General features: G+C 59.1%; 27 protein-coding genes and 1 pseudogene. 12 read left to right on the forward strand and 16 right to left on the reverse strand.

The window, feature by feature from the left end; all coding sequences use genetic code 11:
• Positions 1-10: 10 nt before the first annotated feature.
• From ACYZTY_RS10400 to ACYZTY_RS10410, 3 genes are all read right to left on the reverse strand, one after another.
• The gene (locus ACYZTY_RS10400; RefSeq protein ID WP_461958392.1) at positions 11-499 is read right to left on the reverse strand and encodes a copper chaperone PCu(A)C; all 489 of its coding nucleotides are present in this window, start codon (positions 497-499) and stop codon (positions 11-13) included.
• On the reverse strand, positions 499-1,104 hold the full coding sequence (locus ACYZTY_RS10405) for an SCO family protein (RefSeq protein WP_109629716.1): 606 nt from the start codon (positions 1,102-1,104) through the stop codon (positions 499-501). Before ACYZTY_RS10405 ends, ACYZTY_RS10400 begins: the two co-directional genes overlap by 1 nt.
• A 588-nt stretch (positions 1,105-1,692) precedes the next feature.
• On the reverse strand, positions 1,693-2,751 hold the full coding sequence (locus tag ACYZTY_RS10410; RefSeq protein WP_461959292.1) for an IS110 family RNA-guided transposase: 1,059 nt from the start codon (positions 2,749-2,751) through the stop codon (positions 1,693-1,695).
• 241 nt (positions 2,752-2,992) lie between these two features.
• On the opposite strand from ACYZTY_RS10410, the gene ACYZTY_RS10415 reads away from it, so the two are divergent.
• Both ACYZTY_RS10415 and ACYZTY_RS10420 read left to right on the forward strand, forming a co-directional pair.
• Entirely contained in the window at positions 2,993-3,193 is a 201-nt protein-coding gene (locus ACYZTY_RS10415) for a YbdD/YjiX family protein (RefSeq protein WP_131060128.1), read from the forward strand.
• A gap of 182 nt (positions 3,194-3,375) precedes the next feature.
• Positions 3,376-4,182, forward strand: coding sequence for a hypothetical protein (locus ACYZTY_RS10420; RefSeq protein WP_461958393.1), 807 nt, complete (start codon positions 3,376-3,378; stop codon positions 4,180-4,182).
• A gap of 40 nt (positions 4,183-4,222) precedes the next feature.
• On the opposite strand, the gene ACYZTY_RS10425 is transcribed toward ACYZTY_RS10420, so the two are convergent.
• From ACYZTY_RS10425 to ACYZTY_RS10440, 4 genes are all read right to left on the reverse strand, one after another.
• Positions 4,223-4,966, reverse strand: coding sequence for a hypothetical protein (locus ACYZTY_RS10425; protein WP_461958394.1), 744 nt, complete (start codon positions 4,964-4,966; stop codon positions 4,223-4,225).
• A gap of 254 nt (positions 4,967-5,220) precedes the next feature.
• The gene (locus ACYZTY_RS10430) at positions 5,221-5,469 is read right to left on the reverse strand and encodes a hypothetical protein (protein ID WP_461958395.1); all 249 of its coding nucleotides are present in this window, start codon (positions 5,467-5,469) and stop codon (positions 5,221-5,223) included.
• Positions 5,470-5,876: 407 nt separating this feature from the next.
• Complete coding sequence (locus tag ACYZTY_RS10435; protein ID WP_461958396.1) at positions 5,877-6,782, reverse strand: alpha/beta fold hydrolase; 906 nt, start codon at positions 6,780-6,782, stop codon at positions 5,877-5,879.
• Between the two features lie 116 nt (positions 6,783-6,898).
• A complete protein-coding gene (locus ACYZTY_RS10440; RefSeq protein WP_461958397.1) occupies positions 6,899-8,575 on the reverse strand; it encodes an MFS transporter in 1,677 nt (558 codons plus the stop codon).
• A gap of 324 nt (positions 8,576-8,899) precedes the next feature.
• On the opposite strand from ACYZTY_RS10440, the gene ACYZTY_RS10445 reads away from it, so the two are divergent.
• Positions 8,900-9,568 carry an ATPase gene (locus tag ACYZTY_RS10445; protein WP_461958398.1) on the forward strand — a complete coding sequence of 223 codons (669 nt, stop codon included), beginning with the start codon at positions 8,900-8,902 and terminating at the stop codon, positions 9,566-9,568.
• Between the two features lie 278 nt (positions 9,569-9,846).
• Here ACYZTY_RS10445 and ACYZTY_RS10450 read toward each other — a convergent pair whose 3' ends face one another.
• A complete protein-coding gene (locus ACYZTY_RS10450) occupies positions 9,847-10,728 on the reverse strand; it encodes a serine hydrolase domain-containing protein (protein WP_461959293.1) in 882 nt (293 codons plus the stop codon).
• Between the two features lie 115 nt (positions 10,729-10,843).
• Between ACYZTY_RS10450 and ACYZTY_RS10455 the strand changes: the two genes are divergently transcribed.
• Entirely contained in the window at positions 10,844-11,632 is a 789-nt protein-coding gene (locus tag ACYZTY_RS10455; RefSeq protein ID WP_461958399.1) for a DeoR/GlpR family DNA-binding transcription regulator, read from the forward strand.
• Between the two features lie 299 nt (positions 11,633-11,931).
• On the opposite strand, the gene yghX is transcribed toward ACYZTY_RS10455, so the two are convergent.
• A complete protein-coding gene (gene yghX / locus ACYZTY_RS10460) occupies positions 11,932-12,819 on the reverse strand; it encodes a YghX family hydrolase (RefSeq protein ID WP_461958400.1) in 888 nt (295 codons plus the stop codon).
• 59 nt (positions 12,820-12,878) lie between these two features.
• The gene (locus tag ACYZTY_RS10465) at positions 12,879-13,271 is read right to left on the reverse strand and encodes a LysR substrate-binding domain-containing protein (protein ID WP_461958401.1); all 393 of its coding nucleotides are present in this window, start codon (positions 13,269-13,271) and stop codon (positions 12,879-12,881) included.
• On the opposite strand from ACYZTY_RS10465, the gene ACYZTY_RS10470 reads away from it, so the two are divergent.
• On the forward strand, positions 13,233-13,913 hold the full coding sequence (locus tag ACYZTY_RS10470) for a LysR substrate-binding domain-containing protein (RefSeq protein WP_461958402.1): 681 nt from the start codon (positions 13,233-13,235) through the stop codon (positions 13,911-13,913). The two genes, ACYZTY_RS10465 and ACYZTY_RS10470, sit on opposite strands and share 39 nt — an antisense overlap.
• Before the next feature lie 57 nt (positions 13,914-13,970).
• Here the strand turns inward: ACYZTY_RS10470 and ACYZTY_RS10475 are convergent, their stop codons facing one another.
• On the reverse strand, positions 13,971-15,734 hold the full coding sequence (locus ACYZTY_RS10475) for an L-lactate permease (protein WP_461958403.1): 1,764 nt from the start codon (positions 15,732-15,734) through the stop codon (positions 13,971-13,973).
• A 517-nt stretch (positions 15,735-16,251) separates the two neighbouring features.
• Between ACYZTY_RS10475 and ACYZTY_RS10480 the strand changes: the two genes are divergently transcribed.
• A complete protein-coding gene (locus tag ACYZTY_RS10480) occupies positions 16,252-16,488 on the forward strand; it encodes a hypothetical protein (RefSeq protein WP_461958404.1) in 237 nt (78 codons plus the stop codon).
• 31 nt (positions 16,489-16,519) lie between these two features.
• Here ACYZTY_RS10480 and ACYZTY_RS10485 read toward each other — a convergent pair whose 3' ends face one another.
• A complete protein-coding gene (locus ACYZTY_RS10485; RefSeq protein ID WP_461958405.1) occupies positions 16,520-17,371 on the reverse strand; it encodes a CAP domain-containing protein in 852 nt (283 codons plus the stop codon).
• Positions 17,372-17,512: 141 nt separating this feature from the next.
• Here ACYZTY_RS10485 and ACYZTY_RS10490 point away from each other — a divergent pair, with 141 nt between their 5' ends.
• From ACYZTY_RS10490 to ACYZTY_RS10505, 4 genes and pseudogenes are all read left to right on the forward strand, one after another.
• Positions 17,513-18,133: a cell wall hydrolase gene (locus tag ACYZTY_RS10490; protein ID WP_461958406.1), complete on the forward strand. Its 621-nt coding sequence runs from the start codon at positions 17,513-17,515 to the stop codon at positions 18,131-18,133.
• Positions 18,134-18,166: 33 nt separating this feature from the next.
• Positions 18,167-18,583 (forward strand): annotated as a pseudogene (locus ACYZTY_RS10495) (nitrilase-related carbon-nitrogen hydrolase); the annotation flags it as partial.
• 2 nt (positions 18,584-18,585) lie between these two features.
• Positions 18,586-18,870, forward strand: a complete 285-nt coding sequence (locus tag ACYZTY_RS10500) for a hypothetical protein (RefSeq protein ID WP_461958407.1) — start codon at positions 18,586-18,588, stop codon at positions 18,868-18,870.
• A gap of 182 nt (positions 18,871-19,052) precedes the next feature.
• Entirely contained in the window at positions 19,053-20,303 is a 1,251-nt protein-coding gene (locus ACYZTY_RS10505; protein WP_461958408.1) for an NHL repeat-containing protein, read from the forward strand.
• 120 nt (positions 20,304-20,423) lie between these two features.
• Here ACYZTY_RS10505 and ACYZTY_RS10510 read toward each other — a convergent pair whose 3' ends face one another.
• Genes ACYZTY_RS10510 through ACYZTY_RS10525 form a run of 4 tightly spaced genes read right to left on the reverse strand, consistent with a single transcriptional unit; the run spans position 20,424 to position 22,608 of the window.
• Positions 20,424-21,122: a dienelactone hydrolase family protein gene (locus tag ACYZTY_RS10510; protein WP_461958409.1), complete on the reverse strand. Its 699-nt coding sequence runs from the start codon at positions 21,120-21,122 to the stop codon at positions 20,424-20,426.
• Between the two features lie 36 nt (positions 21,123-21,158).
• On the reverse strand, positions 21,159-21,782 hold the full coding sequence (locus tag ACYZTY_RS10515) for a glutathione S-transferase family protein (protein WP_403096981.1): 624 nt from the start codon (positions 21,780-21,782) through the stop codon (positions 21,159-21,161).
• Between the two features lie 53 nt (positions 21,783-21,835).
• Complete coding sequence (locus ACYZTY_RS10520) at positions 21,836-22,351, reverse strand: HvfX family Cu-binding RiPP maturation protein (RefSeq protein WP_461958410.1); 516 nt, start codon at positions 22,349-22,351, stop codon at positions 21,836-21,838.
• Between the two features lie 53 nt (positions 22,352-22,404).
• Positions 22,405-22,608 carry an HvfA family oxazolone/thioamide-modified RiPP metallophore gene (locus tag ACYZTY_RS10525; protein ID WP_461958411.1) on the reverse strand — a complete coding sequence of 68 codons (204 nt, stop codon included), beginning with the start codon at positions 22,606-22,608 and terminating at the stop codon, positions 22,405-22,407.
• A 364-nt stretch (positions 22,609-22,972) separates the two neighbouring features.
• Between ACYZTY_RS10525 and glsB the strand changes: the two genes are divergently transcribed.
• Together glsB and ACYZTY_RS10535 are read left to right on the forward strand one after the other, a co-directional pair.
• Positions 22,973-23,881 carry a glutaminase B gene (glsB, locus tag ACYZTY_RS10530; RefSeq protein WP_010459549.1) on the forward strand — a complete coding sequence of 303 codons (909 nt, stop codon included), beginning with the start codon at positions 22,973-22,975 and terminating at the stop codon, positions 23,879-23,881.
• An 84-nt stretch (positions 23,882-23,965) separates the two neighbouring features.
• Positions 23,966-25,468 (forward strand): aldehyde dehydrogenase family protein, encoded by a 1,503-nt coding sequence (locus ACYZTY_RS10535; RefSeq protein ID WP_461958412.1) that lies wholly within the window; start codon positions 23,966-23,968, stop codon positions 25,466-25,468.
• Positions 25,469-25,536: the final 68 nt, after the last annotated feature.

Below are 25,536 nucleotides of genomic sequence, written 5' to 3' on the forward strand. Positions count from 1 at the left end.
AAACCGACCGTTAATGCATCTTGCTGTGGTCAGCCATGCCAAGTGCCCGGGCTTCGGCCTGCACTTCAATCGTCTCTTTCTCGCCCTTGGCGTTTTCCACGATCAGGGTCAGGGGGACTTTATCGCCTTCCTTCACCTGCGCCGTCAGGTCCATCAGCATTACGTGGTAGCCGTGGGGATCAAAACTCACCGGCTTGCCGGCAGGCAGTGCGACGGACTCGACCTGACGCATGCTCATCACATCGTCTTTCATGGTTGATTGGTGGATTTGCACGGTCTTGGCGACAGGCGACTGTACGCTGAGCAGCTTGCTGTCGCTGTCGGATTGCACGGTCATGAACGCGCCGGTGGATGGCTGGCCGGCAACGGTCGCGCGAACCCAGGCGTCATCCACTTTGGTTTGAGCGGATACTTGCCAGGCCATGCCGATCAGGGCGCAGCCCAGGACCAGTTGTTTGGCACGTCGCGAGAAAGCGGTATTTGCGCAGATCGAATTCATTAGCAGACTTCCATGACGGTGAGCAGGTCTTCTGCGCACTCTTTAGCCGTAAGGGACGCGGACAGCCCCAGGCGCAGGTTGCCCCGGGAGTCGAAGACGTAACTGGTCGCGGTGTGGGAAAGGGTGTAGGTCGAACCGCTCGGGATCTTTTCGAAGAACACGCCGAACTCTTTGGCGGTGGCGGCGGTTTCTTCCAGCGTGCCGTGCAACGCCTCGAAACTCGGGTCGAATGACTTGACGTAGGCATCGAGCATTTGCGGTGTGTCGCGTTCGGGGTCGAGGGTGATGAAGATCACCTGCAGCTTCTCGCCGTCGCGTCCCATCAGTTTTTTAGCCTGGGCCGCACGGGCCAGCGTTGTCGGGCAGACCGCCGGGCACTGGGTGAAACCGAAGAACACCATCGGCATCAGGCCGCGATAGCTGGTGAGCATCTTCGTTTCGCCCTGGGCGTCTTTCAGCTTGAAGGTACGTCCCATGATCTTGTCGCTGAGGTCCTTGCCGTATTTGAACGACAGTTTGGGGCTGTCATCGCAGCCGGCGAGCAGGCCAAGACCCAACAAGCCCATACCGCGCAGGACCGTGCGACGGGTAAACAACGTACTCATGGAAAAACATTCCTGTGTTGCGACGTGAAATCTGCAGCGCCTGATGCATCAGACGAAAAAACGCGTGGATATTAACAAACTGTGACCGTGCTTCGCTCATTGTTGGACGAGGGGTGGTTTTGGTACAGGTGCAGGAAGCGCAAAAAACTACGGATCAGGCCACTGACCTCCCAGCCATAACGCAAACCCTTGTAGCAGCTGGCGAAGCCTGCGTTCGGCTGCGCAGCAGTCGTAAATCCAGAGTGCACGGTGTACCTGACATATCGCATTGTCTGATTTTACGACTGCTACGCAGCCGAACGTCCGAACGCGGCCCGAGCCTTCGCCAGCTGCTATGTATGGACTCGCCCCCACTGTCTACCCGCTTTTGAAAAACCGCCGCCCCGTTGCATCTATGTATAAGGCCTGTTCGTGGAAGCCGTCTTCGGCTTCTGGCCAAAATTGGAAGAGCTCGTGGTATGCCGATTACGGTCAGGCCTCAAAGGCCAGTAGCAGCTTAGGCATCAATCCACGCCGGTCTTACCTGGGGTCAATTTTTTTTCAGCAAAGGGCCGGACAGTTAGTACCTCGGTGGCAGAACTCTGTCGCTCAGTGGCTCATCGTCGCTTGCTGGCCATCACCAGCCTGGCGACGATAAGTCTGGTCATTCTGTAGAAGCACCCAGACGATTCGCAGGTTGCGGTTGGCTAGCCTGATCGCAGCCTCCTTACGGCCCAGCCGGCTCATCCAGCGCAACAAGCGGCGGTCATCGGGTTGCTGGGAATCAGGTCGTAGTTGTTGCAGCACTGCATGGGCTCCTTGGATCATCAGGCTGCGTAAATAAACATCACCTCGCTTGGTCATGTCCCCCAGCCGGATCGTCTGCCCGCTGCTGTGCTGGTCAGGCACCATGCCAAAGTACGCGGCAAACTTGCGGGCGTTGGGAAATCGCTCAGGCTTGGTTTCCTTGGCCACCAGTGCCGTGGCAGTAACTGGGCCGATGCCGCGCACAGTCATCAGTCGCTTCGCCGTCATGTCGGCGTTGGCAGCCACTTCCAGGCGCCCCGTCAGCACGCTGATGCGCTCGCCCAAATGGCGCCACTCGGCCAACAGTTCGTCGATCAGTTCACGCAGCAGGCCCGGCACCGGCTGGGTGGCATCTTCCAGGACCCGCGGAATTTTCTGGCTGATCGCAACGTCACCTTGCGCCAAGGCCACGCCGTGCTCGAGCAGCAGGCCGCGCATCTGATTGCTCACCGCCGTGCGTCGACGCACATAGCCTTGGCGGGCCCGATGCAACGCCTGCATTGCCAGCGCCGCAACGCTTTTGACCGGCACTGCGTAGATCTTTTCATCGCGACCAGCGCGCAGAATCGCCAGCGCATCGTTGCGATCATTTTTAGGCCCGCTACGATGTGTGGCCACCAAACGGGCTGGAAGAATCCGCGCCAGATTGCCTTGGTCTTGCAGCTGCCGGGCCCAGGCTTGAGCACCCGGACCGGTCTCCATCAGAACCACGACATGAGGCGGCAACTGGCGTAGAAACTCATAAAACGCCTCGCGCGACTTGATCCGTTGCTCGTAGTGCACCTGGCCGAGGACGTCTTCACCGGCGACCTGAAAGACCTGCTTGGCCAGATCGATCGCCACGGTTGTGCAGGCCGACAAATCGGAAGAAGACAGGGATTGATCAATCGAAGTATGCTTTTTCATGGACTCGCCCTCGCTGTCGTTGGCTGTTTAGACTGCCACCGTGGCGCATTGACGCCTCGGCTTGGGCGAGTCCATCCAATTACAGGGGATCGCGTTGGGGCTCAACGACGGTTTTAAACTCAGTGCGGCTCGACACATTCCAGATACAAAAGTGCGCTTTCATGGCCCTGTCCCCAACCACAATGAGAGCGTTGTCATGTTCCATAAACTGCAGCAAGCCGCCCGACTTCTCAGCCAGGGCGCGCGTTTGATGATCGGCGTCCCCGATTACGACAACTACGTCGCCCAGATGGCGCTCAAACACCCGGAAGAACCGGTCATGAGCCATTCGGCGTTTCTTCGTGAGCGTCAGGAAGCCCGCTACGGCGGCAAGCAATGCACGACGCGTTGCTGCTGAAAACCGCTCGCAACGCGGCCATCAGCACAATATCTTCGCCATTGCGTTACGGCTGCTAAGCTTCGACGTTGCAGCGTCCGAGCCTTTTCGGGATCGGGCGTTTAGCGTGGCCATGGAGTACGACATTATCCACTTCAACAGGGGTGGCGATCGATTGTCGGTAACCTGCACGGAGGCAGGCAATGGTGATCAAGCACGTAGGCAATACGAGTGCCGAGGGTGTTCCCGAGCCACTCGATCGTGAAGAAATAGAGCGGGTGCTGGCGCTGTTGCTGGCCAGTCCGGTATTTGCAAAGTCCAGGCGAATGGGCAGTCTGCTGCGTTTCCTGGTCGATCACGACCTTCAATTTCCCACTATTGCGCTCACCGAGCACGCCATCGGCATTGCGGTATTTCGCCGTGACCCGGCGGTTTACTGCACGGGTGACGATCCGGTGGTGCGCGTCCAGGTGGGCCGGTTGCGGCGCAAGCTTGCGGCTCATTACGCCACCCTGGGTCAGCAAGACCCGGTACGTCTGAGCATCCCGGCCGGTTGTTATCGGCTGGCTTACCAGCGGCTCAGACCCAAAAGCATCGCTACTCGCCATCCGGTCCTGCAGATTCAGCCGTTTACCTGCATCACCAGCGACGGCGATGACTTTACCCGGGGCTTGTGTGAAGAGTTGAGCTGCCGGCTGTTCGAATCGTTCGAGCAGACGCAAAGCCATGGCAACCACGTGTTGATGAAGGTGCCGCGCACCCGCTTGAAAGCGCTGGACGTTGTGCGGGCCGGGCGCGGTAACTATTCCCTTGAAGGCAGCGTGCGGGTGGAGCCGAGCCGTGTCCGGGCATCGGTGCGCCTGATTGATGTCGCCCAGGGGCGAATCCGCTGGTCAGAGCAGTTCGATCGCAATCGACCTTATGGCATCGCGACTCAGGAAGACTTGGCGGAATCTATTTGTCGGTCGTTGACGGGCTATTTCGCCCGGGGCGGCGGTGATGTTTCCTGAGTAGAGGGGGCAACCGCGAGGTTGCCCCTCGATGCGACGATTACACGGTTTTCCATGCACCGTCTTCGTAGAGGCGGGTTGCATCGTTAACGACGGTCAGGTCGATTTCGATGGCCTTGGACCGCGAAGTGCTGAACATGGTGCTGGTCTGCACGTTCTGTTCGAACCACACGAGAATGGTCTCGACCGGGGTCAGAACGGTATTGCCGGTAACCACCTGGTTCGTGGCGACGTAGATCGGGGTGCTGACCTGCTTGCCGTCGATGCCGACCGACAACTGGTTAATGCCGGGGTGGATCGGGCCGTATTCGTTATCCAGGGTGATGGAAATGTCTGGGCCGCCGGTCACCGCATTGCCCAGCAAGCCTTCCGGGCTGAGTATCGATTGTTGCCCCAGACCAATCGTGACGATGTTGGTCGAGACCTTCACCGTCACGTCCGCCTGAAAAGTATTGGACCCGAATAACTGGTATTGAGGTGTCCAGCTGAAACCATTGTTGCTCAGGTATTTGTCGTAAGACTGCCAGACAACGTTATAGGCTTCGTTACCGACTTTCTTGGCAAAGCACAGCTTGTAGCCTGACTGCTTGAGCAGGGTCAGGTCATCGGGTGCGATTTCGATCGTCACCGACTTTTGAGTGGCCGCCAGGGTCGACGTCAACACCTTGCTGTAGTCCGACGTTTTCAGGCTCGTTGGGGCGAGACTTTGGAATGACTTGAAGGCCTCTTGCACATCATTGTGAAGTTGCAGAGCTTGATTGCTTACAGCGCTCGACTTACTCATGGCTTTCCTCTTCCTTGGTTGTGTTGGGCAATCAATGCGCAGCGGGCAGCGAATCCGACAAGTGATCGGGTAGCACTCTCTAAACACATTGACGGCTTCACAGTAGGCGCAAGATTCAGGGCGGCGAAGTGTCTTGGCGTTACAGCGGGGAGGTCGGTTGAATCGGCAAGGTAACAGGCTGCGTAACCGGGTTGTATCAAGGGATATTGCGAGGTGGAACAGCGGGGCGGCCGTGCGACCGCCCCACATCAGCCTTATGCAGCCGGGCTACTCACTTTCGCGTCGGCCCAGACGAAGTTCCAGCTGGTTCGTTTGCCTTTGGCAATGTTGATCAGGTTGTTCTCATAAGTAGTGTGATTGACCGTGCCGGTGTAAGTCAGTTTCCGGGCCGCATTGTTCCCGGTGACGTCCCCGGGTTTACCGCCAGAGTCGGTCATGGCCTTTATCATGTCGGCTTCCGACGGGGCACTGCTCTGGTTTTTTTCAACAGTTACGAAACTCATGATGTCACCTCTTCCGTGATGGGGGATCGGCGGACTGCAGGCCGGCACGTTTTTCGTCCCCGCCCATATACCGAAGCCAATACTCTATTGGCCTGCCGCGCACCGCAGAAGTGACAACACGGTCGGTAAGGTAACAACGCGGATACAGCGAACAGAGCAATGTAACGGCGACGTATCAGCCAGCGACATAAACCATGGATCTGCCTCGAACCCTGTAGCAGCTGCCGAGCAGCGCGAGGCTGCGTTCGGCTCGGTCCGCGCTCGGGCGCAGCAGTCGTGAAATCAGGCACTGCGGTCTGTCAGGTAAACCGCGTGTGCTGGATTTACGACTGCTGCGCCCGAGCGCGGACCGAGCCGAACGCAGCCTCGCGCTGCTCGGCAGCTGCTACAGAGGTCGAGTTGCGGCTCTACGGCGCAATAAACTCGCGAATTGCCTTGATGGTCTGCGTCGGCGCTTCTTCCATTAGCCAATGTCCCGCCCCCGGGATCACCACTTCCGTCACCGTGTCCGCCGCGTTGCGCATCACGATTGCTTCGTTATTTCCAAAGGATTTCTCACCGCCGATGGCCAGCACCGGCATCGTCAGTTTTGTCTTCATCGACGCTTCGTTGTCCACCGCGTCCTGACGAATGCTGCGGAACTGCGCGAAGGCCGCGTGCATGGCGCCGGGGCGGGCGTAGAGCTTGGCGTAGTGCTGACGGGTCGCTTCATCGACCTTGGTCGGGTCACCGGCGAACTCGTTCCAGAAGCGGTCCAGGTAGATGCGCTCGCGACCGGCGACCAGGCGTTCGGCGTCCGCTCCGCCAAAGTCGAAGTGCCACAACATCGGTGAGCGAACGATGTCGTTCCAGGGTGGAATGCCCGGCACGGGAGCGTCCATCACCACCAGGCGATCCGTCAGCTGCGGATAACGCGAGGCGTAGGCGAAGGCGACCATGGTGCCGATGTCGTGGCCGATGACCACCGCGTGTTCGATCTTCAACGCTGCCAGCACGCCACGAATGTCACCCGCCTGGGTTTTCTTGTCGTAGCCGCCGTCCGGGATCGACGACAAGCCCATGCCTCGCAGATCCGGCACCACGACGGTGTGGTCCTTGGCCAGATCGGCTGCCAGTGGCGCCCACATGTCGCCGGTGTCGCCGAAGCCATGCAGCATCACCACGGCGGGGCCTTTGCCGCCGACGCGCACATGAATTGTCGCGCCATCGACAGGGATGTCCTGAACATGAAAACCGGCAGGAAAGGACATCACCCCCGCATGGGCCGGGATGCTCAGTGCCAGCATAAAAGCGCTCAACAGGATACGGATCATCACGGTGCCCCCATCAGTACCCGGGGAAGGAACCCCGAAGCAATGTGGATGAGCGTAGACCGTTTGATCCGTAGAAGGCGTGCCCTCCCGCTCGCACGAGAGGGCGAGTGCCGATCTCAGGTGTGATGAATCTCCCGGTCCTTGGTTTCCGGCATGAAGCATATGCCAAGAACGGCCGTCATCACGGCGATGACGATCGGGTACCAGAGGCCGTAGTAGATATCACCCGTGGCCGCCACCATGGCGAACGCCACCGTCGGCAGGAAGCCGCCGAACCAGCCGTTGCCGATGTGGTAGGGCAGCGACATCGAGGTGTAGCGGATGCGCGCCGGGAAGAGTTCCACCAGCCAGGCGGCGATCGGGCCGTAGACCATGGTCACGTAAATCACGAGGATGGTCAGGAGTAACAACACCATCGGGTAGTTGGTCTTGGCCGGGTCGGCTTTCTCGGGGTAGCCGGCTTCTTTGAGCGAGGAGACGAGGGAGGCGGTGAAGGCATCGTTCTTGGCTTTGAAGTCGGCGGCCGGCATGCCGGTGCCCTCGAAGCTCTGGATCACCTTGTCGCCGATGCGCACCTGCGCGACTGTGCCAGGCTCGGCCTTCTCGTTCTTGTACGGGATGGCCCGCTTCGCCAGCACGGTCTTGGCGAGGTCGCAGGAGCTAGTGAATTTGGCCTTGCCCACCGGGTCGAACTGGAACGAACACTGGTCGGGATCGGCGATCACCGTGACCGGGTTCTTCTCCTGCGCGACGAACACGTCGGGGTTTCCGTATTGGGTCAACGCATGGAAGATCGGGAAGTAGGTCAGCGCTGCGATAATGCAGCCGGCCATGATGATCCCTTTGCGACCGATGCGGTCGGACAGGCTGCCGAAGATGACGAAGAACGGCGTGCCGATCAGCAGCGAGCCGGCAATCAGCAAGTTGGCAGTCTGCGGGTCAATCTTCAAAGTTTGCAGCAGAAAGAACAGCGCATAGAACTGCCCGGTGTACCAGACGACGGCCTGGCCGGCGGTGCCGCCGAGCAGGGCCATGATCACGATTTTGAGGTTGTCCCAGCGGGCGAAGGATTCGGTCAGCGGCGCCTTGGAGGACTTGCCTTCAGCCTTCATTTTCAGGAACACCGGCGACTCGCTGAGCTGTAAGCGGATGTATACCGAGACAATCAGCAGCAGGATCGACAGCAGGAACGGAATCCGCCAGCCCCAGGCCTCGAAGGCTTCGGTGCCGAGGATCGTGCGGCAGGCAAGGATTACCAGCAACGACAGGAACAGGCCGAGGGTCGCCGTGGTTTGAATCCACGAGGTGAAATAGCCGCGCTTGCCTTTCGGCGCATGCTCGGCGACGTAGGTCGCCGCGCCGCCGTACTCGCCGCCCAGGGCCAGGCCTTGCAACAGGCGCAAGGTGATCAGGATGATCGGCGCCGCCACGCCGATGGTCGCGTAGCCGGGTAGAAAGCCCACGATGGCGGTGGAGATACCCATTATCACAATGGTGATGAGGAAGGTGTGTTTGCGCCCGATCATGTCGCCCAGTCGGCCGAACACGATCGCGCCGAAAGGACGCACCGCGAAGCCTGCAGCGAACGCGAGCAGCGCGAAGATGAAGGACGTTGTCTCATTGACGCCAGCGAAGAAGTGCTTGGCGATGATCGCGGCCAGGGAGCCGTAAAGGTAAAAGTCGTACCACTCGAACACGGTGCCCAGGGACGAGGCAAAAATGACCTTGCGCTCTTCCTTGGTGATCCCGTGGTGGGGCGCGCTGCTCGTGGAGGTGTTGTCGATTGCGGCCATGAGTCTTCTCCGTCGTTCTTGTTATAGGCCGGAGTACCCCATTACTTTTTTGCCGCACCCAGGCCCTTGGGCTGATGTCGTCGGATTTCGGATTGCGCGAAACATGCACACAGGCTTACGGCCTCGCATCACTGCAAGGATTCATGAAGCATAATCGGCTTCGCGCAGATTTCCACTCGCCATCACGCTCGATCCCAGGCCGGACTCTTTACGTTGCAACCATTCGTTTAATCAATAATCACCATCAAGGAATGCAAGTTCAGTTTTATTGTCATGAGAGGAGGATAGCGTCATACCAAAGTCGCCTCTGAAGGAACCTGCGCGATGAGAATCTCTACCTTGCTGGCCCTTGTCGCCGTATTGACCGGCAGTGTTGCCGCCACCGTGCCGGCCTACGCGGCTGACCCGTCCTGCCATTTTCTGCCGATGGGCGACAGCCCCGCCAGCTTGCAGCACACCCAATCGGTGGGCGTGCTCTACAGCGAAAACACCCTCAACACGATCGAATACCTTGAGCAGTACCATTCTGTCGCGCTGAACGGCGCGAAGAACCCGGCGCTGGATTCGCGCATCAGCAACGCCTTCGTCAACAGCTCCGATCCGAAACTGGCGATCAACTGGCTGATGGGCTCGCTGCAAAAACAATTCGCTTCAGTGACCGTCTACGACAATCTCGACGCGGTGGTGCAAGCCCACCCGGATGTGGTGGTGATGCTGGACACCTACAGTCGTCTGGTGTCCAAGCGCAACAACCAGGTCGAAGCGCGGTTCCTGGCCAAGTTCTACGATTCGAACTTGCAGTACATTGGCAAGGCTGAAGGTTCACGTGAACAGCAGATGCCTTCGGTCTGGGTGCATGGCAAAGCCGCCCCGGAGATTGCCGCGCAGATTGACCAGCAAAACGTGGTGCAGGTGAATGCGCTGAAGCAGTTTGATGCGTCGCTGAAGGCACTGGTGACGTCCGGTAATGGGGCGCAAGTCGCCAGCAACTGACGCACATTCAAAGTGATCCATTAATCCACCAAACCCTGTGGCGAGTTCCACACATCGGTCTGACCGACCCCGCACCTGTGGCGAGGGAGCTTGCTCCCGTTCGGCTGCGCAGCAGTCGTAAATCCTGTGCACGCGGTTTGCCTGAATGAACGCGGTCGTAGGTTTTGGGGCCGCTTTGCGACCCAGCGGGAGCAAGCTCCCTCGCCACAGGTTTTGTGTGCTTCCCACATTGAGGTATCTGCCCACTGTGAGGGAGGCCGGCCAGATGATTCGCAGTTTTATTTAAGCGCCACGCTCTTCAGATGGCGCACGACCTCGGCTTCCACAGCGCCTTCCTCGCCACTTTCACAAAAGACCGCGCAACTCGCTGTGCTGTCGCCATCAACGCAGCGGTAAACCGCGACGGTGCTGCCCGGTCCTGCACCAGTGTGACCACTTAAGCTCAAGCCGCCCTCCACCGTGCCCTGCATCAGGCCGAGACCGTAACCCGGAGCAATCCAGGGACGTCCAGCAATCGGCCCGCCCAGCGTGCGTGCCGTTTGCATCTCTCGCAGCAGTGATTGCGGCAACAGCGGCCCGCCCAACAGACGATCCAGACACAGGGCCGCGTCATCAAGCGAACCGAGCAGCAAACCGTGATAGACCCAGCCCGGGTCGTATGTCGAGGCAGCTCCCATGTTCACGCCCTCCAGATCGGCCCGCGTTGTTGCGAGGCGCACGCGCGATAAACCGAGAGGCGAAAACACGCGTTGCGTCAGTGCGTCCTCAAGCGCGAGGCCTGTCACGCGCTCAATGAGTCTGGCGATGAACAGGTAACCCACGTTCGAGTATCTCCAGCCGTCTCCCGGTGCATATCGCAACCGGGCAGCATCAAGCCGTTGCAGCATGTCAGCGGCGGACCAAGGTGTCTCATGGAGGGCAACGGCGGCGTGGTAGTCGGCGAGCTCACTGTAATCCGCCAGTCCGGCTTCATGCCGCAGCAGTTGACGCAACGTGAACGGGCCTTCAGGTACCGCATCATCCAGACCGATCAATCCATCAGGCACTAACGACAGCGCCGCGGCGGCGAGCACCGTCTTGGTGAAACTCCACCACGGCACCGTTACGTCGGGCTGCTCAGGCGTGAGGAGTGAACCGTTTGAGACAAGGGCGAAATGCATGGGGAGACTGATCTGGATGGAGGCGCCGGGGCAGTTTGCCAGAAAACAAAACCGCGATTGTGTTTGTGCAACGCTTTGGCTAATCTCGCACAAACACGCAAAATCAGGCATAAACATGCAAGATCAGCATTCGGCAACCGAACTGCCTTCCGTCCGCCGACAAAAAATCCTCCTGATCCTCGAACGCGACGGCAAGGTCATGGCCTCGGAACTGAGCCAGCATTTCGCCGTTTCGGAAGACACCATTCGCCGCGATCTGTCGGAGCTGCACAGCGCCGGCCTGGTGCAACGCGTCCACGGTGGCGCGTTGCCTCGTCCCAAGGACACCGGCAAGGATTTCCTGACTCGGGTGGGTGAAACCGACGAGGTGAAAGTGCACCTCGCACAGCTCGCCGTGCGGCACGTCCGGGACGGTCAGATCGTGATGTTCGATTCGGGAAGCACAACGTTGCAGATCGCCCGGTCCTTGCCTTCGAATATTTCCATCACTGCCATCACCACATCGCCGTTGACCGCGATTACCCTCGCGCAATACCCAGGCATCAAGGTGATTCTGGCGGGTGGGCAACTTAACCTGGCGACGATGTCGGTCAGCGGTCACGAGACCGTGCGCTTGTTGCAAGGCATCAAGGCGGACGTGCTGTTTACCGGGGTTTGTGCGATTCATCCGGAGGTCGGCATCAGCTCGCTGCATTTTGATGAGGTGCCAGTGAAGCAGGCGCTGTTTGACAGTGCCTCGCAAGTGATCGCCGTCACCACGGCGGACAAACTGGGTGCGGTGGAACCGTACATCGTCGTGCCGTGCTCACGTTTGCACACTCTGATTACCGAACGTCACGTGGCGTCGGGCGACATCGACGACTATCGCAAGCTGGGAATCGAAGTGGTGCAAGCGGACGCCTGAGCGATCAGCCATGTCCCAGCGCAATCGCAAACGACACCACGATCAAGCACGCAAACGCAAAATTGATGTTCATGAAGCTTTCGCCCGAATTATCAGAGGTGGCGCCATCCTGAACTCGCCACTGAGAAATAAAAAATTCGGCTTCATGATTTAAAAGATCGAAGCAATTGATAGCTGCGTAGCCCAGACCTGCACACAACCCCAAAAATCGCAGCCTCGTTTCACTCGACAGCTGCTACAAGCACCACAAACACCGGTGTAGGCGCTGTCGAGTGACACGAGGCTGCGATCTTTTGAACCTAAACCAGGTATTTGTTGAACCACGCCACTGTCCTGTCCCACGCCAGTTTCGCAGCGGCCTCATCGTAGCGAGGCGTTGAGTCGTTATGAAAACCGTGATTGCAGCCTGCGTAAATGAACGCCTCGTAGGTTTTGCCCGACGCTTTCAACGCCTTCTCATAGGCCGGCCATCCTTCATTGATGCCCTTGTCCAGTTCGGCGTAATGCAGCAGCAGCGGCGCCTTGATTTTCGGCACATCTTCGGCGTTCGGCTGACGGCCATAAAAGGGCACGGCCGCCGCCAGTTCCGGATAGGCCACCGCCGCCGCATTGGAAACGCCTCCGCCATAACAGAACCCGGTGATGCCGACTTTTCCCGTGGTCTTGTCATTTTTCATCAACCACTCAATGGCGGCGAAGAAGTCATTCATCAGCTTTTCGGGATCGACGGCCGCCTGTAGTTCCTTGCCTTTTTCGTCGTTGCCAGGATAGCCGCCCACCGAACTCAGGCCGTCGGGGGCGAGTGCAATAAACCCTGCCTTGGCGACGCGCCGGGCAACGTCCTCGATGTAAGGATTGAGCCCACGGTTTTCATGCACGACCAGCACCGCCGGCACTTTGCCGGTGGCTTTGGTCGGGCGCACCAGGTAACCGCGGACATTGCCGTGGCCCTTGGGCGAGGGATAGGAAATGTACTCGGCGAGAATGTCCGGGTCGGTAAATTCAACCTGTTCGGCGAGCGCGTAGTTTGGGCTCAGGGAAGCGAGGAGGGCACTGGCCGTCAATCCGCCCAAGGTGAACAGCGCCGCTCGATCAAGAAACTCACGTCGGTTGATCTTGCCGTGGGCGTAGTAGTCGTAGAGCTCAAGCAGTTCCGGGGCGAAGTCTTTGGCGGTGAGACGGTCCATGGGGGCGCTTCCCGTTGGTTCAGGGTCTGAATCAGTAAAGCAGTGTTTGGCGCACTGATTCAGTTTTCGAAGCAGGACGCCAGGAAACTCATCACCGCCTGCACCGACGGCGTGTGCCGGATGTCGCTGTGGACCACCAGCCACACTTCACGCGCAAGGCCCGCGCCCACGGTCTCCATCGCTTGCAAGCCGTAGTGCTCGCCAAGAAAGTACGGCAATGCAGCAACGCCGGCGCCTGCCTGGGCAATGGTCGCCTGGATGTTCAAATCATTGCTGCGCAGCAGGATCGGTCGATCACCCGCTTGCTGCTTGAGCCACACCTGTTGCGGAGTTTGTTCCATGGTCTCGTCGTAGGCGATGAAGGCCAAATCCTCCGGGGCCGTTCTGGATAAATAATCCGTCGAGCCATACAGGTGGAACTGCTGGTGGGCGCGCGCCGGATGATGGTGCATTTCGACACCTTCATGCGGGACATCAAGGCGCCGGCCACCGTCAATCTGCTGCGCCTGGGGATCTCGGAAAACCTCGTGCCGACCCAGTTGCCCAAGCTGCTGTCACGCTTCACCAAGCTGTATCCGGACATTCAACTGGAACTGACCACGGGCCTGAGCGACGACCTGCTCACTGACTACGAAACAGGGTTGCTGGACGTGGTCATCTCCAAGAGAAAATTCAGTTCCGGCACAACGCGAGGCCGAGTCATCTGGCGCGAGCCGCTGGTGTGGATTGCCGCGAAGGATTACCAAATCGAATCGTCGAAACCGGTGCGCCTGGTGATGATGCGACCACCCTGCGCGTACCGGGCCATCATGATCGAGGCGTTGGCTACGGTCGGGCGGGAATGGGCATCAGCGTGCCTGGCCAGCAATTTGATGGGCGTTCAAGCGGCCGTTGCCGGTGGGTTGGGGATTACAGCGTTGGGGACGTCGTTTTTGCAGGAAGGGATGCGGATACTGGAACCCTCGGAAAAGTTACCGACCTTGCCCAGCACCGAAGTGGCGGTGATTGGCGATGATGTTCGTACTCAGCATCTTGTTCAGCCGTTGGTGTCGTTGCTGACGGAAGGGTTGATGTCGGGGGGCAGTCTGACCTGATTCGCGCGTTGCAAGCCATAACCCGGGCGGCTTGCCCGGGTTATGACCGATTGATGTCTAGTGTCCGCCCACCACCATACTGCTGAACGGCGCCACGTACGCCTGCAACGTCACCAATCCACCGACCAGAATTGCCAGCACAATCGAGTGGAAGAACACATAACGCAGAATCTCACCTTCATGCCCGTACCAACGGGTAGCCGTGGACGCGACGACGATCGACTGGGCGTCGACCATCTTGCCCATGACCCCACCGGAACTGTTGGCGGCGGCCATCAACACCGGGCTGATCCCCAATTGTTCGGCGGTCACCCGTTGCAAGCCGCCGAACAGTACGTTGGAAGCCGTGTCGGAGCCGGTCAAGGCTACACCGAGCCAGCCGAGGAGGGTGCCGAACATGGGGTAGAAGATGCCTGTTGCGGCGAAGGCCAGGCCCATGGTGGCGTCGAGGCCCGAGTAGCGAGTGAGGAAGCCGAGCGCAAGCATGGCCACAATCGTGATGAGTGAGTAACGCACCACCCACAATGTTCGCAGGTATTGGTGGATCAGTTGCGGGATGGAATACCCCATCAGCAATCCGCCGAGGATCGCCGCCAAGAGGATGCCGCTGCCGGTGCTGGTGAACCAGGTGAATTTGTACACCGCCTCTTCGGTTTTAGCCGCAGGCACCACGGGTGGCACCTTCTCGATCTGCTGGTGAATGGTGGTGAAGGTCACGACCGGGGCGAAAATGGGGTTCGCTTCGCGCATCGGTTTGCCTTGAGGGTCGAGCTTGGCCGAGTTGGTTTGCGGATCGATTGCGGGGCGGGTGTCGAACATGTTTTTGAAGCCCTGGGTGCCCCAGGCGAAGACGAAGACCGTAAGGATGATCCACGGCATCCACGCGCGCATTACGGCCGGTTTGGCATCGCTGGCAAAGGTCGCACTGGCTTCGGGTTTATGTTGATGCTCCTCTTCGATTTTCGAGTTGTCGACGCGTCCGGACAGGGCGGCCGAGGTGTGGATCGTGGCCGGTTTCCAGACTTTGAGGAAACCGGTCAGGCACGCCATGGAGATCAACGCAGCGATCACGTCCACCAGCATCGGCCCGTGGTAGTTGGAGACCAGGAATTGCGGCACGGCGAAACTGACCCCGGCGACGAGAATGGCCGGCCAGATTTCCAGCATCTTGCGCCAGCCGGCAAAGGCCCAGATCAACCAGAACGGTACGAGCACCGAGAAGAACGGCAGTTGCCGGCCGACCATCATCGACAGTTCCATTTCATCCAGGCCGGTCACCTTGGCCAGCGTAATGATGGGCGTGCCCAGCGCACCGAATGCCACGGGCGCGGTGTTGGCAATCAATGCCAGGCCGGAGGCGGCCAGCGGCGAGAAGCCCAACCCGATCAGAATCGCCCCGGTCACCGCCACCGGCGTGCCAAACCCGGCAGCCCCTTCGAAGAAAGCGCCGAAGCAGAAGGCAATCAGCAGCAGTTGCAGACGTCGATCGTCGGTGATGCGCGCGAGGGAATCCTGCAACACTTTGAACGAGCCGTTTTCGGTGGTCAGCCGGTGCAGGAAGATGATGTTGAGCACAATCCAGCCAATCGGCAACAGGCCGTTGGCGGCACCGTAGAGTGCTGCCGAACCGGCCATGTTAGCGGGCATGCCGAAGGCAAAGATTGCGATCAATAGCGCCGAGCCAAGGGCCAGCAAGGCCGCCAGATGCGCCTTGATATGAAAGAACGCCAGGGATGCCAGCATCACCACCACCGGCACTGCCGCCATGATGGTTGAGAGCACCGGGTTACCGAAGGGATCGTAGATTTGCTGCCAGACCATGTTCCACCTCTGCTTTTTATTGTTGGTAGTGCAGACCCCGGGCGGGGTTGGTGGAATGGAGTATAGGTGGCATTACGCCGCTGTCCCGGGAGGTTCGTCGCGGGCAATCCCCGCCGCAAGATAAGACTCATCACCATCCCGGCGCGTAACCCATGTAGCAGCTGCCGAGCAGCGCGAGGCTGCGTTCGGCTGCGCAGCAGTCGTGAAATAAGGCACTGCGGTCTATCAGGTAAACCGTGTGCGCAGGTTTGACGACTGCTGCGCAGCCGAACGCAGCCTCGCGCTGCTCGGCAGCTGCTACAGGTGCTACAGGTGCTACAAGTACCCGGATTCAATTTCAATCGGGTGGGCGGGCCCTCGACAGGATTAGCGACATGAACAAGATTCGGCGTGCGGGTTTTACCGAAGTCGTCAACAATGAGTTGATCATGATCAACGCGTTGAAACGGCTTGCACAGAAGGGGGTTATTCCCGGTTAACCCGTTACTCGGCTATCACCGACGAGAGGAATGCAGCGATGACTGAACGCCATGAGGAACACAAGGAAACGCTTTCCAACGGATGCAGGATCGAGGTGAGAGCCGAGATAGAGAGGGACGGTTCCCTGAAGATGTTCATCGGAGTTTACCGGCCGGACGGCTCGGTCATTGAGGAGGACAATCGCCCGTCCCCTCATATGCTGGACATGGAGGCAGCGTTGGAGTGGGCAATCGATAAAGCCAAAAAAATCGGCGACAGCCAACATACGTTGTAAGAGCGGTGAATCACCGCTCTGTCCATCGCCCTTACGGCGTGCCGAACATGGCTGTCCAGTAAATCCCGGCGTCACTCTTTGGATCAACCGCATAGGCCGCACCCAGTTCGCGGAATTTCGGGTTCATCAGGTTGGCGCAATGCCCGGCGCTGTCCAGCCAGCCATCGACGACTTTGCGCGGGGTGTCTTGCCCGGCGGCGATGTTCTCGCCGACGTCCTGATAGTTGTAACCCGCCAGCTCGGCGCGATCACCCGGGGTGCGGCCGTCGCGGTCCTTGTGGTCGAAGAAGTTGTTATTGGCCATCGACCGGGTATGCGCTTCGGCCGCGGCCGCCAACGTCGCGTTCCAAGCCAGCGGAGTGGTCGCGGCAAACGGTTGACCACCGCACTGACGAGGTTGTGCGCGGGCGGTGTTGAGCATCTCCAGAAGCTTCTGGCCTTCAGTTGCGGCGTCGCCCAGGCGCGCGGTTAGCAGCGGTCGCGCGAGCACAATGCGCCAGTCGCGGCCCTCGTGGCTGACACCGACGTCGATGAACTGCGGGTTCAGCACCACCTGGCAGAAACTCTCCTTGATCGCCGTTATGGCGGACTGCGCATCACGCGGTCCAGACAAGGTGATCGCCTGCACGTTGACAATCGGGTACGACGCCCGGGCCATCGCCTGCTGCAAATCGACGGGCCCGCTGGGTGATAAAACCAGACGCGAATCGCTCGTCAGCGGTGGCAATTCTGGTGACGCCTGACCGGCGCAGCGTTGCGACTGGCTGCGGTAAACGTTGATCGATTCGACCAATTGCGTTTCTTCGGTAGCCATCGCCGTAGCGGTGAACACCAGACCCAATGACAACGCGGCAACACGTAAAACGGATGACGGAACGCGCATGGAAATCCCCTTTAACTGACCGCACCCATAATGCGCGAACTCACCCCGTCCAAGGCAATGGCTTTTTGCACATTATTGCCAGCCTTCTGACATGATTTGGCTACTACACTCAATCCCGACGCCTCCCAGAGTGTTTCCACCATGTCCGTTAAATGGATAGCAGCAATTCTCGCCATGACCTTTCTTACCGGTCAGGCCATCGCCGACGACCAGCAGCAAAAAAAAGAAGTAGCCGAAGACAAGGCCCAAGTGCTTGAGCACAAAGCCGCAGAGAAGGGCAGCGACGTGCCCGTTCCCAAATCCGAGGCGATCACCCAATCCGAAGTCCAGGCCGTCGATCCGGCTGGTAAGTCCCCGTTGGACGACGCCATCACCTGCATGGCCCGCTCCATCTACTGGGAGGCCAAAGGCAAGGACACCACCGACATGCAAGCGGTCGCCAACGTGGTGATGAACCGTCTGGGCCACGAAGGTTTTCCGGACACGGTGTGCGCGGTGGTCAAGCAAGGTTCCGAAACCAGGAGCTGCCAGTTTTCGTGGTGGTGCGACGGCCGCCCGGACACGGTCCAGGAAGAAACCCAATATGCCCTGGCCAAGGAAATCGCGCGCAAGGCGCTGAACAAACAGCTGCCGGATCTCACCCGTGGCGCGATGTATTTCCATGACCGCACGGTGAAACCGGACTGGGCCAAGGAGTACATCAAAACGGCTGAAACCGGGATGTTTCGGTTTTACAAGCCGCGTGATGGGGCGGCGAAGTAGAAGGTCCTGTGTTTTAGGGCGTTCGATGGAACGCCCATGCTGTTCGCAGGCCCGCTGTTCACCCGCCAGATGGAAGTCAGCATCCGCATGCATGCCCTGGAATCGGCTTGTTTCGCGGTGAACTCGATGGCGTGGTTGTACCCGGAACAGCAGGCGCAAATCATGGCCGACACCGGTTGCGAGATCGGCCCGATCTCCGGCGGTTGCTACACCGCGATCATCGATCCTCAAGGTGAAGTCGTCGGCGCACTGACCGAAGGCGAGGGCGAAGTCATCGCTGACATCGACCTGTTCCAGATCGAAATCCGCAAGCGTCAGATGGACGGCCGCGGACACTACAGCCGTCCGGAAATACTGAGCCTCAACATCGACCGCACGCCTCATCGCCATGTCCACGAACGCAACGATCAGCCGAAACTGGCTGTCTCTGCGCAAACGGAAGAGGTGTGATCATGAAAGTCATGGCCATCGGAACACTCAAACCCCTGACCGCCGAACAGCGTGTGGCTTACCTGCCCGCTGAAGTGCCCGCCACCTTGCAGTTGTACCTGGACGGCAAGATGGAACAATTCTGGATGCGCGACAACGAAGCGGGGGTGATCTTCCTGATGACCGTTGATTCGGTCGAGGAGGCTGATCGTTTACTCAAGGCATTGCCGCTGGGAGAGGTTGATTTGCTGACCTTCGAACTGATGCCGATCGGGCCGCTGAGTCCGCTGGGGATGTTGATCAAGTAAGCGCTGAAAAATAGAAGCCTCGCCATTTGAATGGCGGGGCTTTTTGCGTTTTTAGGGGCAGACTTTTTCAGTGATGGCCATACGCCAACTGTCAACTCTGACAGTTTACCGATTGCATTGACGCAGGCTGAATGACTCACACCTGTGCTTTGCACGGGAACTCAGACCACGGAGGTCCCCCCATGCTTTCTCAAAACGATTCTCAGCCATTGGATGAACCTGGCAAGCTGGATTTCACCTTTGGTGCCTATGGAACCCGGTCGCTGGAGGGATCGGAAGTAAAGGCCATGGTTGTCTTGAAAGCTGAAGGTGTTAATCAGGGCAAGATCATCGGAGTCATCAGTACCAGCACGGACATGTTCAAACTTTTCCGGCTAAACAAAACAGGCGAGCTGGACACTACATTCGGGCCCACTGCAACGGGTTATTCAGAGGACCGGTTCGGTGCCGCTTCAAGTCTCTCAACACCCAGCGGGCTGACCATCATCGACAACGATCAAATCCTGGTGACAGGACACGTTCGGGACACCTCTTTAGCCCCGAATTTCCCGGCTGCGGCACTATTTCATGCCAATGGATCTCCGAACCTGGTTTTTGGGAAGTTCAAATTCGAGGAATCCGCACCACAAGCAAACGAGGCAATTTCCTCGAATACGCTGCAAACGAGTGCTACTGATACCTTGGCGGTCACTGAAACGAAGAACGGTAAGATCCTCATCTCGGTTAACAACAGCGCGCCTGGGCCATACCGACATTGGGGCTTGCTGATTCAACTGACAATGCAGGGAACCCTGGACAAAAACCTGGGCGGTCTAGGTTATGTTTTCTTCCGTCACGACAATCAAAATACCTCAACTGTCGGTGTGGTTACACAAGCCGATGGCAGGATTATTTTGGCAGGATCCACTCCGGATCAAGGTTTTTTGGCCGGCTATACATCGACTGGCCAGCCAGACCGCTCATTTGGGAAAGAAGACGGCATCACTGTATTCAAGTCAATCGACGGGCCTATCAGACTGAATCAAATCCTCCTGCAATCCGACGATAAACCCGTCGCCGTCGGTGCGATTTCAAATGGCGAATGTGGGTGGATAGTAAGAACACACAGCAATGGAACAGATGACGAGACATTTAATGGCTCGAAGGCTGTCATCACAAAGATGTCGTTTAGAAAACTGCAGTGGCGGTCGGCAGATATCGATTCAAACGACTCGATTGTCGCAGCGGGGGAGGTAGATGCGCGCCTGTGCGTCGTCGGCCGTATAACCAAGTACGGACTCGTTGACACAACCTTCTCATCTACGGGGATCAGCAATCCGAACGACGAACACACCCCTAATCAAACGACAAGCATGGGCGTCCAGGCAGGCACTCAAATTATCGTCGCCGGGCGGAAAACAAATGAACCGTCAGTGAGTCGTTATCACGGCTGAATCTGCGGTGTCACAGCAACCTAGGGGCCGTCTGCCACAACTGTGGCGGCAAAACCGGCTGCAAACAAAAAAGGCACCTTCATCGGCAGATGAAGGTGCCTTTTGCATTAGCGTCGACCTTTACAGTTCCTGACCCAAAAAGATCAACGTATTGCCATGCGCCTCAGCCGCTGCACGCTGGTTGTAGCTGTCGCGATGGGAGCAGTTGAAGCCATGTTCGGCCTCCGGGTACACGACAATTTCCACGTTATCGTTGTTATCGAAACGCTCGGCGATTTTCTCCACGGCTTCCAGTGAAATGTGGCTGTCCTGTTCACCGAAGTGCATCAGCAGCGGCACCTCGATTTCATCGGCGCGGTCCAGATAGTTCTGGATCCCGCCGCCGTAGTAGGCAACGGCCACTTCCACCAGCCCGTTGGCGGCGGTGAGGTAGGACAGCAAGCCGCCAAAGCAATAACCGATGGAAGCGATGCCGCCGTCCAGGCCAGGCTGCGCATCGAGCGCGTCGATGGCCAGTTTGATGTCGGCCTGCGCCTTGTCGATGTCCGTGGCGTTCATCAATTCGACGGCGCGTTTCCAGCCGGCTTCGTCGTAGGTCAATTCGATGCGCTGGCCGTTGCGCCAGAACAGGTCCGGCGCAATCACCAGGTAACCATCGGCGGCGTATTGCTCCGCGACCGAGCGGATGTGTTCATTCACGCCGAAGATCTCCTGGATCAGCACGATCCCGGGGCCTTTGCGGGTATGCGGAATCGCCAGGTAAGCGCCGAATTTACCGTCGGGGCTGTCGATCTCGATCCATTGGGTGGTCACGCTCATGGTGGCTCCTGTCTACACAAGTGAGAGGGGGGAAGCTTATTGCGGTGGTGTGGCCTGAAAGCTGGGCAATGCCTGAATCCGTTTCCACCAGTCATCAAAGCCGTTGACGGCAAACACCTGCGGTGCATCCGGCGTCATCGCCATGTAAGCACAGGCCGGTGCCAGGTAAAAGTCACCCAGGCTCGGATCCTGACCGGCGACGAATGGGTCGGAGCCTTTGATTTTCATCAATTCACGCAGAACCATTTTTGAGGTCTCGATGCCTTTACGGCGCGATTCTTCGTTCTTCCCGCCGATAAAGTCGGGGAACAAGTGATAGCCGAACACCGAGCCTAGCGCACCGTAGCCGTAGGAGTCGTAAATTCCCATGACCATATGTGTGCGGGCACGGTCGTGGGCATTGTCAGGTGTCAGCGAAGGCCCCGGCAGGACTTCGTCAAGGTACGCCACGATTGCGTCGGTTTCGATAATGCGGAAACCGTCGTGATCGATGACCGGCACCTTGCCGAACGGATGGCGTGCCAGGTGTTCGGGCAGGTGCGGTTCGCCTTTCATCACATTGACCTGCAACTGGTCGAAATCCGCACCTTTTTCCGCAAGCAGCATCTTCACTGTGCGCACATACGTACTGCCGTCAAAACCGTAGAGAGTGAGGCTCATGGCGATTGCTCCGTTCTTATGGAAGTGGAGGACGCGATGAAGACTCTGGCCGATCAACGGTTATTGCGACGCCAGGCGAAACGAGCCAACAGTGCATCCAGGCTGAGCTTGCCGGCACCCGAGAGCAGCAACGGCATAAGGGCGGCGAGGTAGATCAGCGGCAGTTTGAAGTTGCCGTGACCTTTGTTGCTGATGGAGTAGCCCTGAGCAAGCTCACTCAATGTAGACCAATCGGCCGGCCAGTGAACGGCGGCGGTCGCGACAATGGTCACGACAATCAGAATAATGGCCGACACCCGCGTGCCAAGGCCCACCAGAATGGCCAGGGCGCAGATCAGCTCGGCCCACATCGACAGTTCCCAGTTGAGCGTGGCCGACACGTGGTTGAACGGAAACGGGAAGGCGTCCTGAATGTCGGCGAACCAGTTGTCGCCGTTCCATTTTTCCAGGCCCGACTCGAAGAATTCCCAGGCAATGAACAGTCGCAGCGTCAAAGGCGCGAGCCAGCTACCGGCACGGTCGAGATTCAGGTGCAGGCCTTTCACGGCCGATGAGAGTGAGGTGTTCATGGGCTTGATCTCCGTTCAGACAAGAGGCGGGGCAAGGTGCCCCGCGCAGAGGGTTACTCGCCGGCGCCGCACTTGCCTTCGCCGCATTTGCCTTCCGCCGGTTTTTCCGCGGTGTCTGCCTGGGCCTGGCTGTAGCCGTGGGCCAGTTGTTTCATGCTGAACGCTTCGGATTCGGAGGCCGAAGCCACGTTGGACAGGGCCAGGCCGCCTGCGATGATCAGGCCGAGGGTCAGGGAAGAAGTCGAGAGCTTGAACATGGTGATACTCCGTAGCGTTGAGTGAGTTGAGCGCTTTGATCGGCTTGGCCAATCGACAGGCACATTTCATCAACCGGGTGTATCTGCGATGTGTCTTTTGCGCGGGGTTTTATGGGCAGGGTGTGTCGCAGGCGGGTCTGTACACACTCCGATACACAGCACGGATACTCCATCGACCCCACTCTGTAGGAGCCAGGCTCGCCGGCGAAGGCAGACTTGAAATCGCCTTCGCCGGCAAGCCTGGCTCCTACAGGGGCATCCGCTCGATCTCCGCGGATCCTACAAAACTGTGATCCGCCACTAACCAACAGCGTCTAGCCTCCGTGTCCCCGCAATCCCACGGGGCGAGACTTCGGAACCCGGCATGCAAGCGCTGTTGAACGAGATCCTTGACGCCGTCCGGCCGCTGATCGGTCAGGGCAAGGTGGCTGACTACATTCCGGCCCTCGGCACGGTGCCGGCCAATCAGTTGGGCATTGCCGTGTATGGCAACGACGGCGAGTTGTATTGCGCGGGCGATGCCGACACGCCGTTCTCGGTGCAGAGCATTTCCAAGGTGTTCAGCCTGGTGCAGGCCATCGATCATTCTGGCGAAGCGATCTGGGAGCGCCTCGGTCACGAGCCTTCCGGTCAACCGTTCAACTCGCTGGTGCAACTGGAATTCGAGCGCGGCCGCCCGCGCAATCCGTTCATCAACGCCGGAGCCCTGGTGATCTGCGACATCAATCAGTCACGCTTTGCCGCGCCCGCGTTGTCGATGCGCGATTTTGTCCGTCGGCTGTCCGGCAACCCGCAGGTCATGGTGGACGGCAAGGTCGCCGAATCCGAATATCAGCACCGCGCGCGTAACGCGGCCATGGCGTACCTGATGCAGTCGTTCGGCAACTTTCACAACGACGTCGAAGCCGTGTTGCGCAGCTACTTCAGCCACTGTGCGGTGCGCATGAATTGCGTGGACCTGGCGCGGGCGTTCTGCTTCCTGGCCAACGACGGGTTCTGCAAACACAGCGGCGAACAGATCCTCACCGCCCGCCAGACCCAGCAGGTCAACTCGATCATGGCCACCAGCGGCCTGTACGACGAAGCCGGCAATTTTGCCTATCGCGTCGGTTTGCCGGGCAAGAGCGGCGTCGGCGGAGGGATTGTCGCGGTGGTGCCGGGGCAGTTCACGGTGTGCGTCTGGTCCCCGGAATTGAATGCCGCCGGTAACTCCCTGGCCGGGATGGCGGCGCTGGAATTGTTGAGTCAGCGGATTGGCTGGTCGGTGTTCTAAGGCGTTCAACCCCGCGCGGTTAATGACGCTCCCTGGATTTTCCTATACATTTTCCAGCCGCCCCCTGCATGGTGAAACCGCTTCATGTCTCTTGCGCTCGAACGTCTAGTCGCTGGCACGCCGATCCCTTTTGCCGGTAATCGTGTCACTGTCGTCAGCCCCGAACTGGCCGCGCGCTTTCAGCCCGGGGACCATTTGCTGGTGGAGCAGGTCAGCGGCGAGTTGTTGCTGATCCCGGTGGCTGACCAGCAAGCGGCGGCCGTCGCCATCGAACGCGCCGAAGCGGCGTTCACCGCGCTGTCCAGCGTCTCGGACCAGGCGATCAGCGCCTTCTTCGATCTCTTTGCCCAGCGTTTGGAAAACGCTGAGTGCTGGGCCTTGATTGAAGCCGCCAACCTGGCTGACATTGAGCGCGCCAAGGCCCGCGGGCGTTCGACCACACGACTGTTGGCCGATGAACGCATGCGCCGCGACATGATCGCCGGCCTGCGAGCCTGGCGTGATGCGGCGGCGACTCGCGGCAAGGTCATCAGTTGCGTCGAACACGACGGCTGGAAAGTCGAGCAAGTGGTGTCACCACTGGGCATCGTCGCGTTCGTGTTCGAAGGCCGGCCGAATGTGTTCGCCGACGCCGCCGGTGTATTGCGCACCGGGAACACCGCCGTGCTGCGCATCGGCAGCGATGCGTTGGGCACCGCTCAGGCCATCGTCACTCACGCACTGAACCCGGCGCTTAACGACGCCGGATTGCCGACCGGCGCCGTGTCTTTGGTGGAAAGCGTCAATCACGCCGCCGGCTGGGCGATGTTCGCCGACCGCCGTTTGTCCCTGGCCGTGGCCCGTGGTTCGGGCCGTGCGGTCAGCCAACTGGGCAGCATCGCCCAACAGGCTGGCACCGCCGTCAGCCTGCACGGCACCGGTGGCGCCTGGCTGATCGCCGACAAGGATGCCGACGCCAAGCGCTTCGCCGCCGTGGTGCGCAATTCGCTGGACCGCAAAGTCTGCAACACCCTGAACGTCTGCCTGATCCAGCGCGACCGCGCCGCTGAACTGGTGCCGCTGTTTCTCGACGCACTGCAACAGGCCGGCACCGCTCGGGGCCAAGGCTGCAAATTGCACATCGTCGAGGGCAGCGAGCCGTGGTTGCCGAGTGAATGGCAAACCGGCAGCGTTGAGGTTTATCGCGCTGAAGGCTACCAGACCGAGGCGCTGGCCGAACCGTTGCCCGAGGATCAGTTGGGCCGCGAGTGGGAATGGGAAGAAACCCCGGAAGTCAGCCTCAAAATCGTCGATGACCTGGACAGCGCCATCGCCTTGTTCAATCGCTACAGCCCGCAGTTCACCGTGTCGCTGATCAGTGAAGACGGGGCGGCGCACGAACGTTTCTACAACGCGGTCAACGCACCGTTTGTGGGTAACGGGATTACCCGCTGGGTCGATGGACAGTACGCGCTGAACAAGCCGGAACTGGGGCTTTCGAACTGGGAGAGCGGTCGGCTGTTTGCCCGCAGCGCCATTCTGTCGGGAGACGGGGTGTTTACCGTTCGCAGTCGCATGACCCAGACGGACCTGTCGGTCAAACGCTGAGCATTCCGGACACAGGCAGCGAGCGCACTATAATTAAGGTGTGTTTGCGTCTGTGTTTTGAGTGAGGG

It is taken from the genome of Pseudomonas sp. LB1P83 (assembly GCF_054897885.1).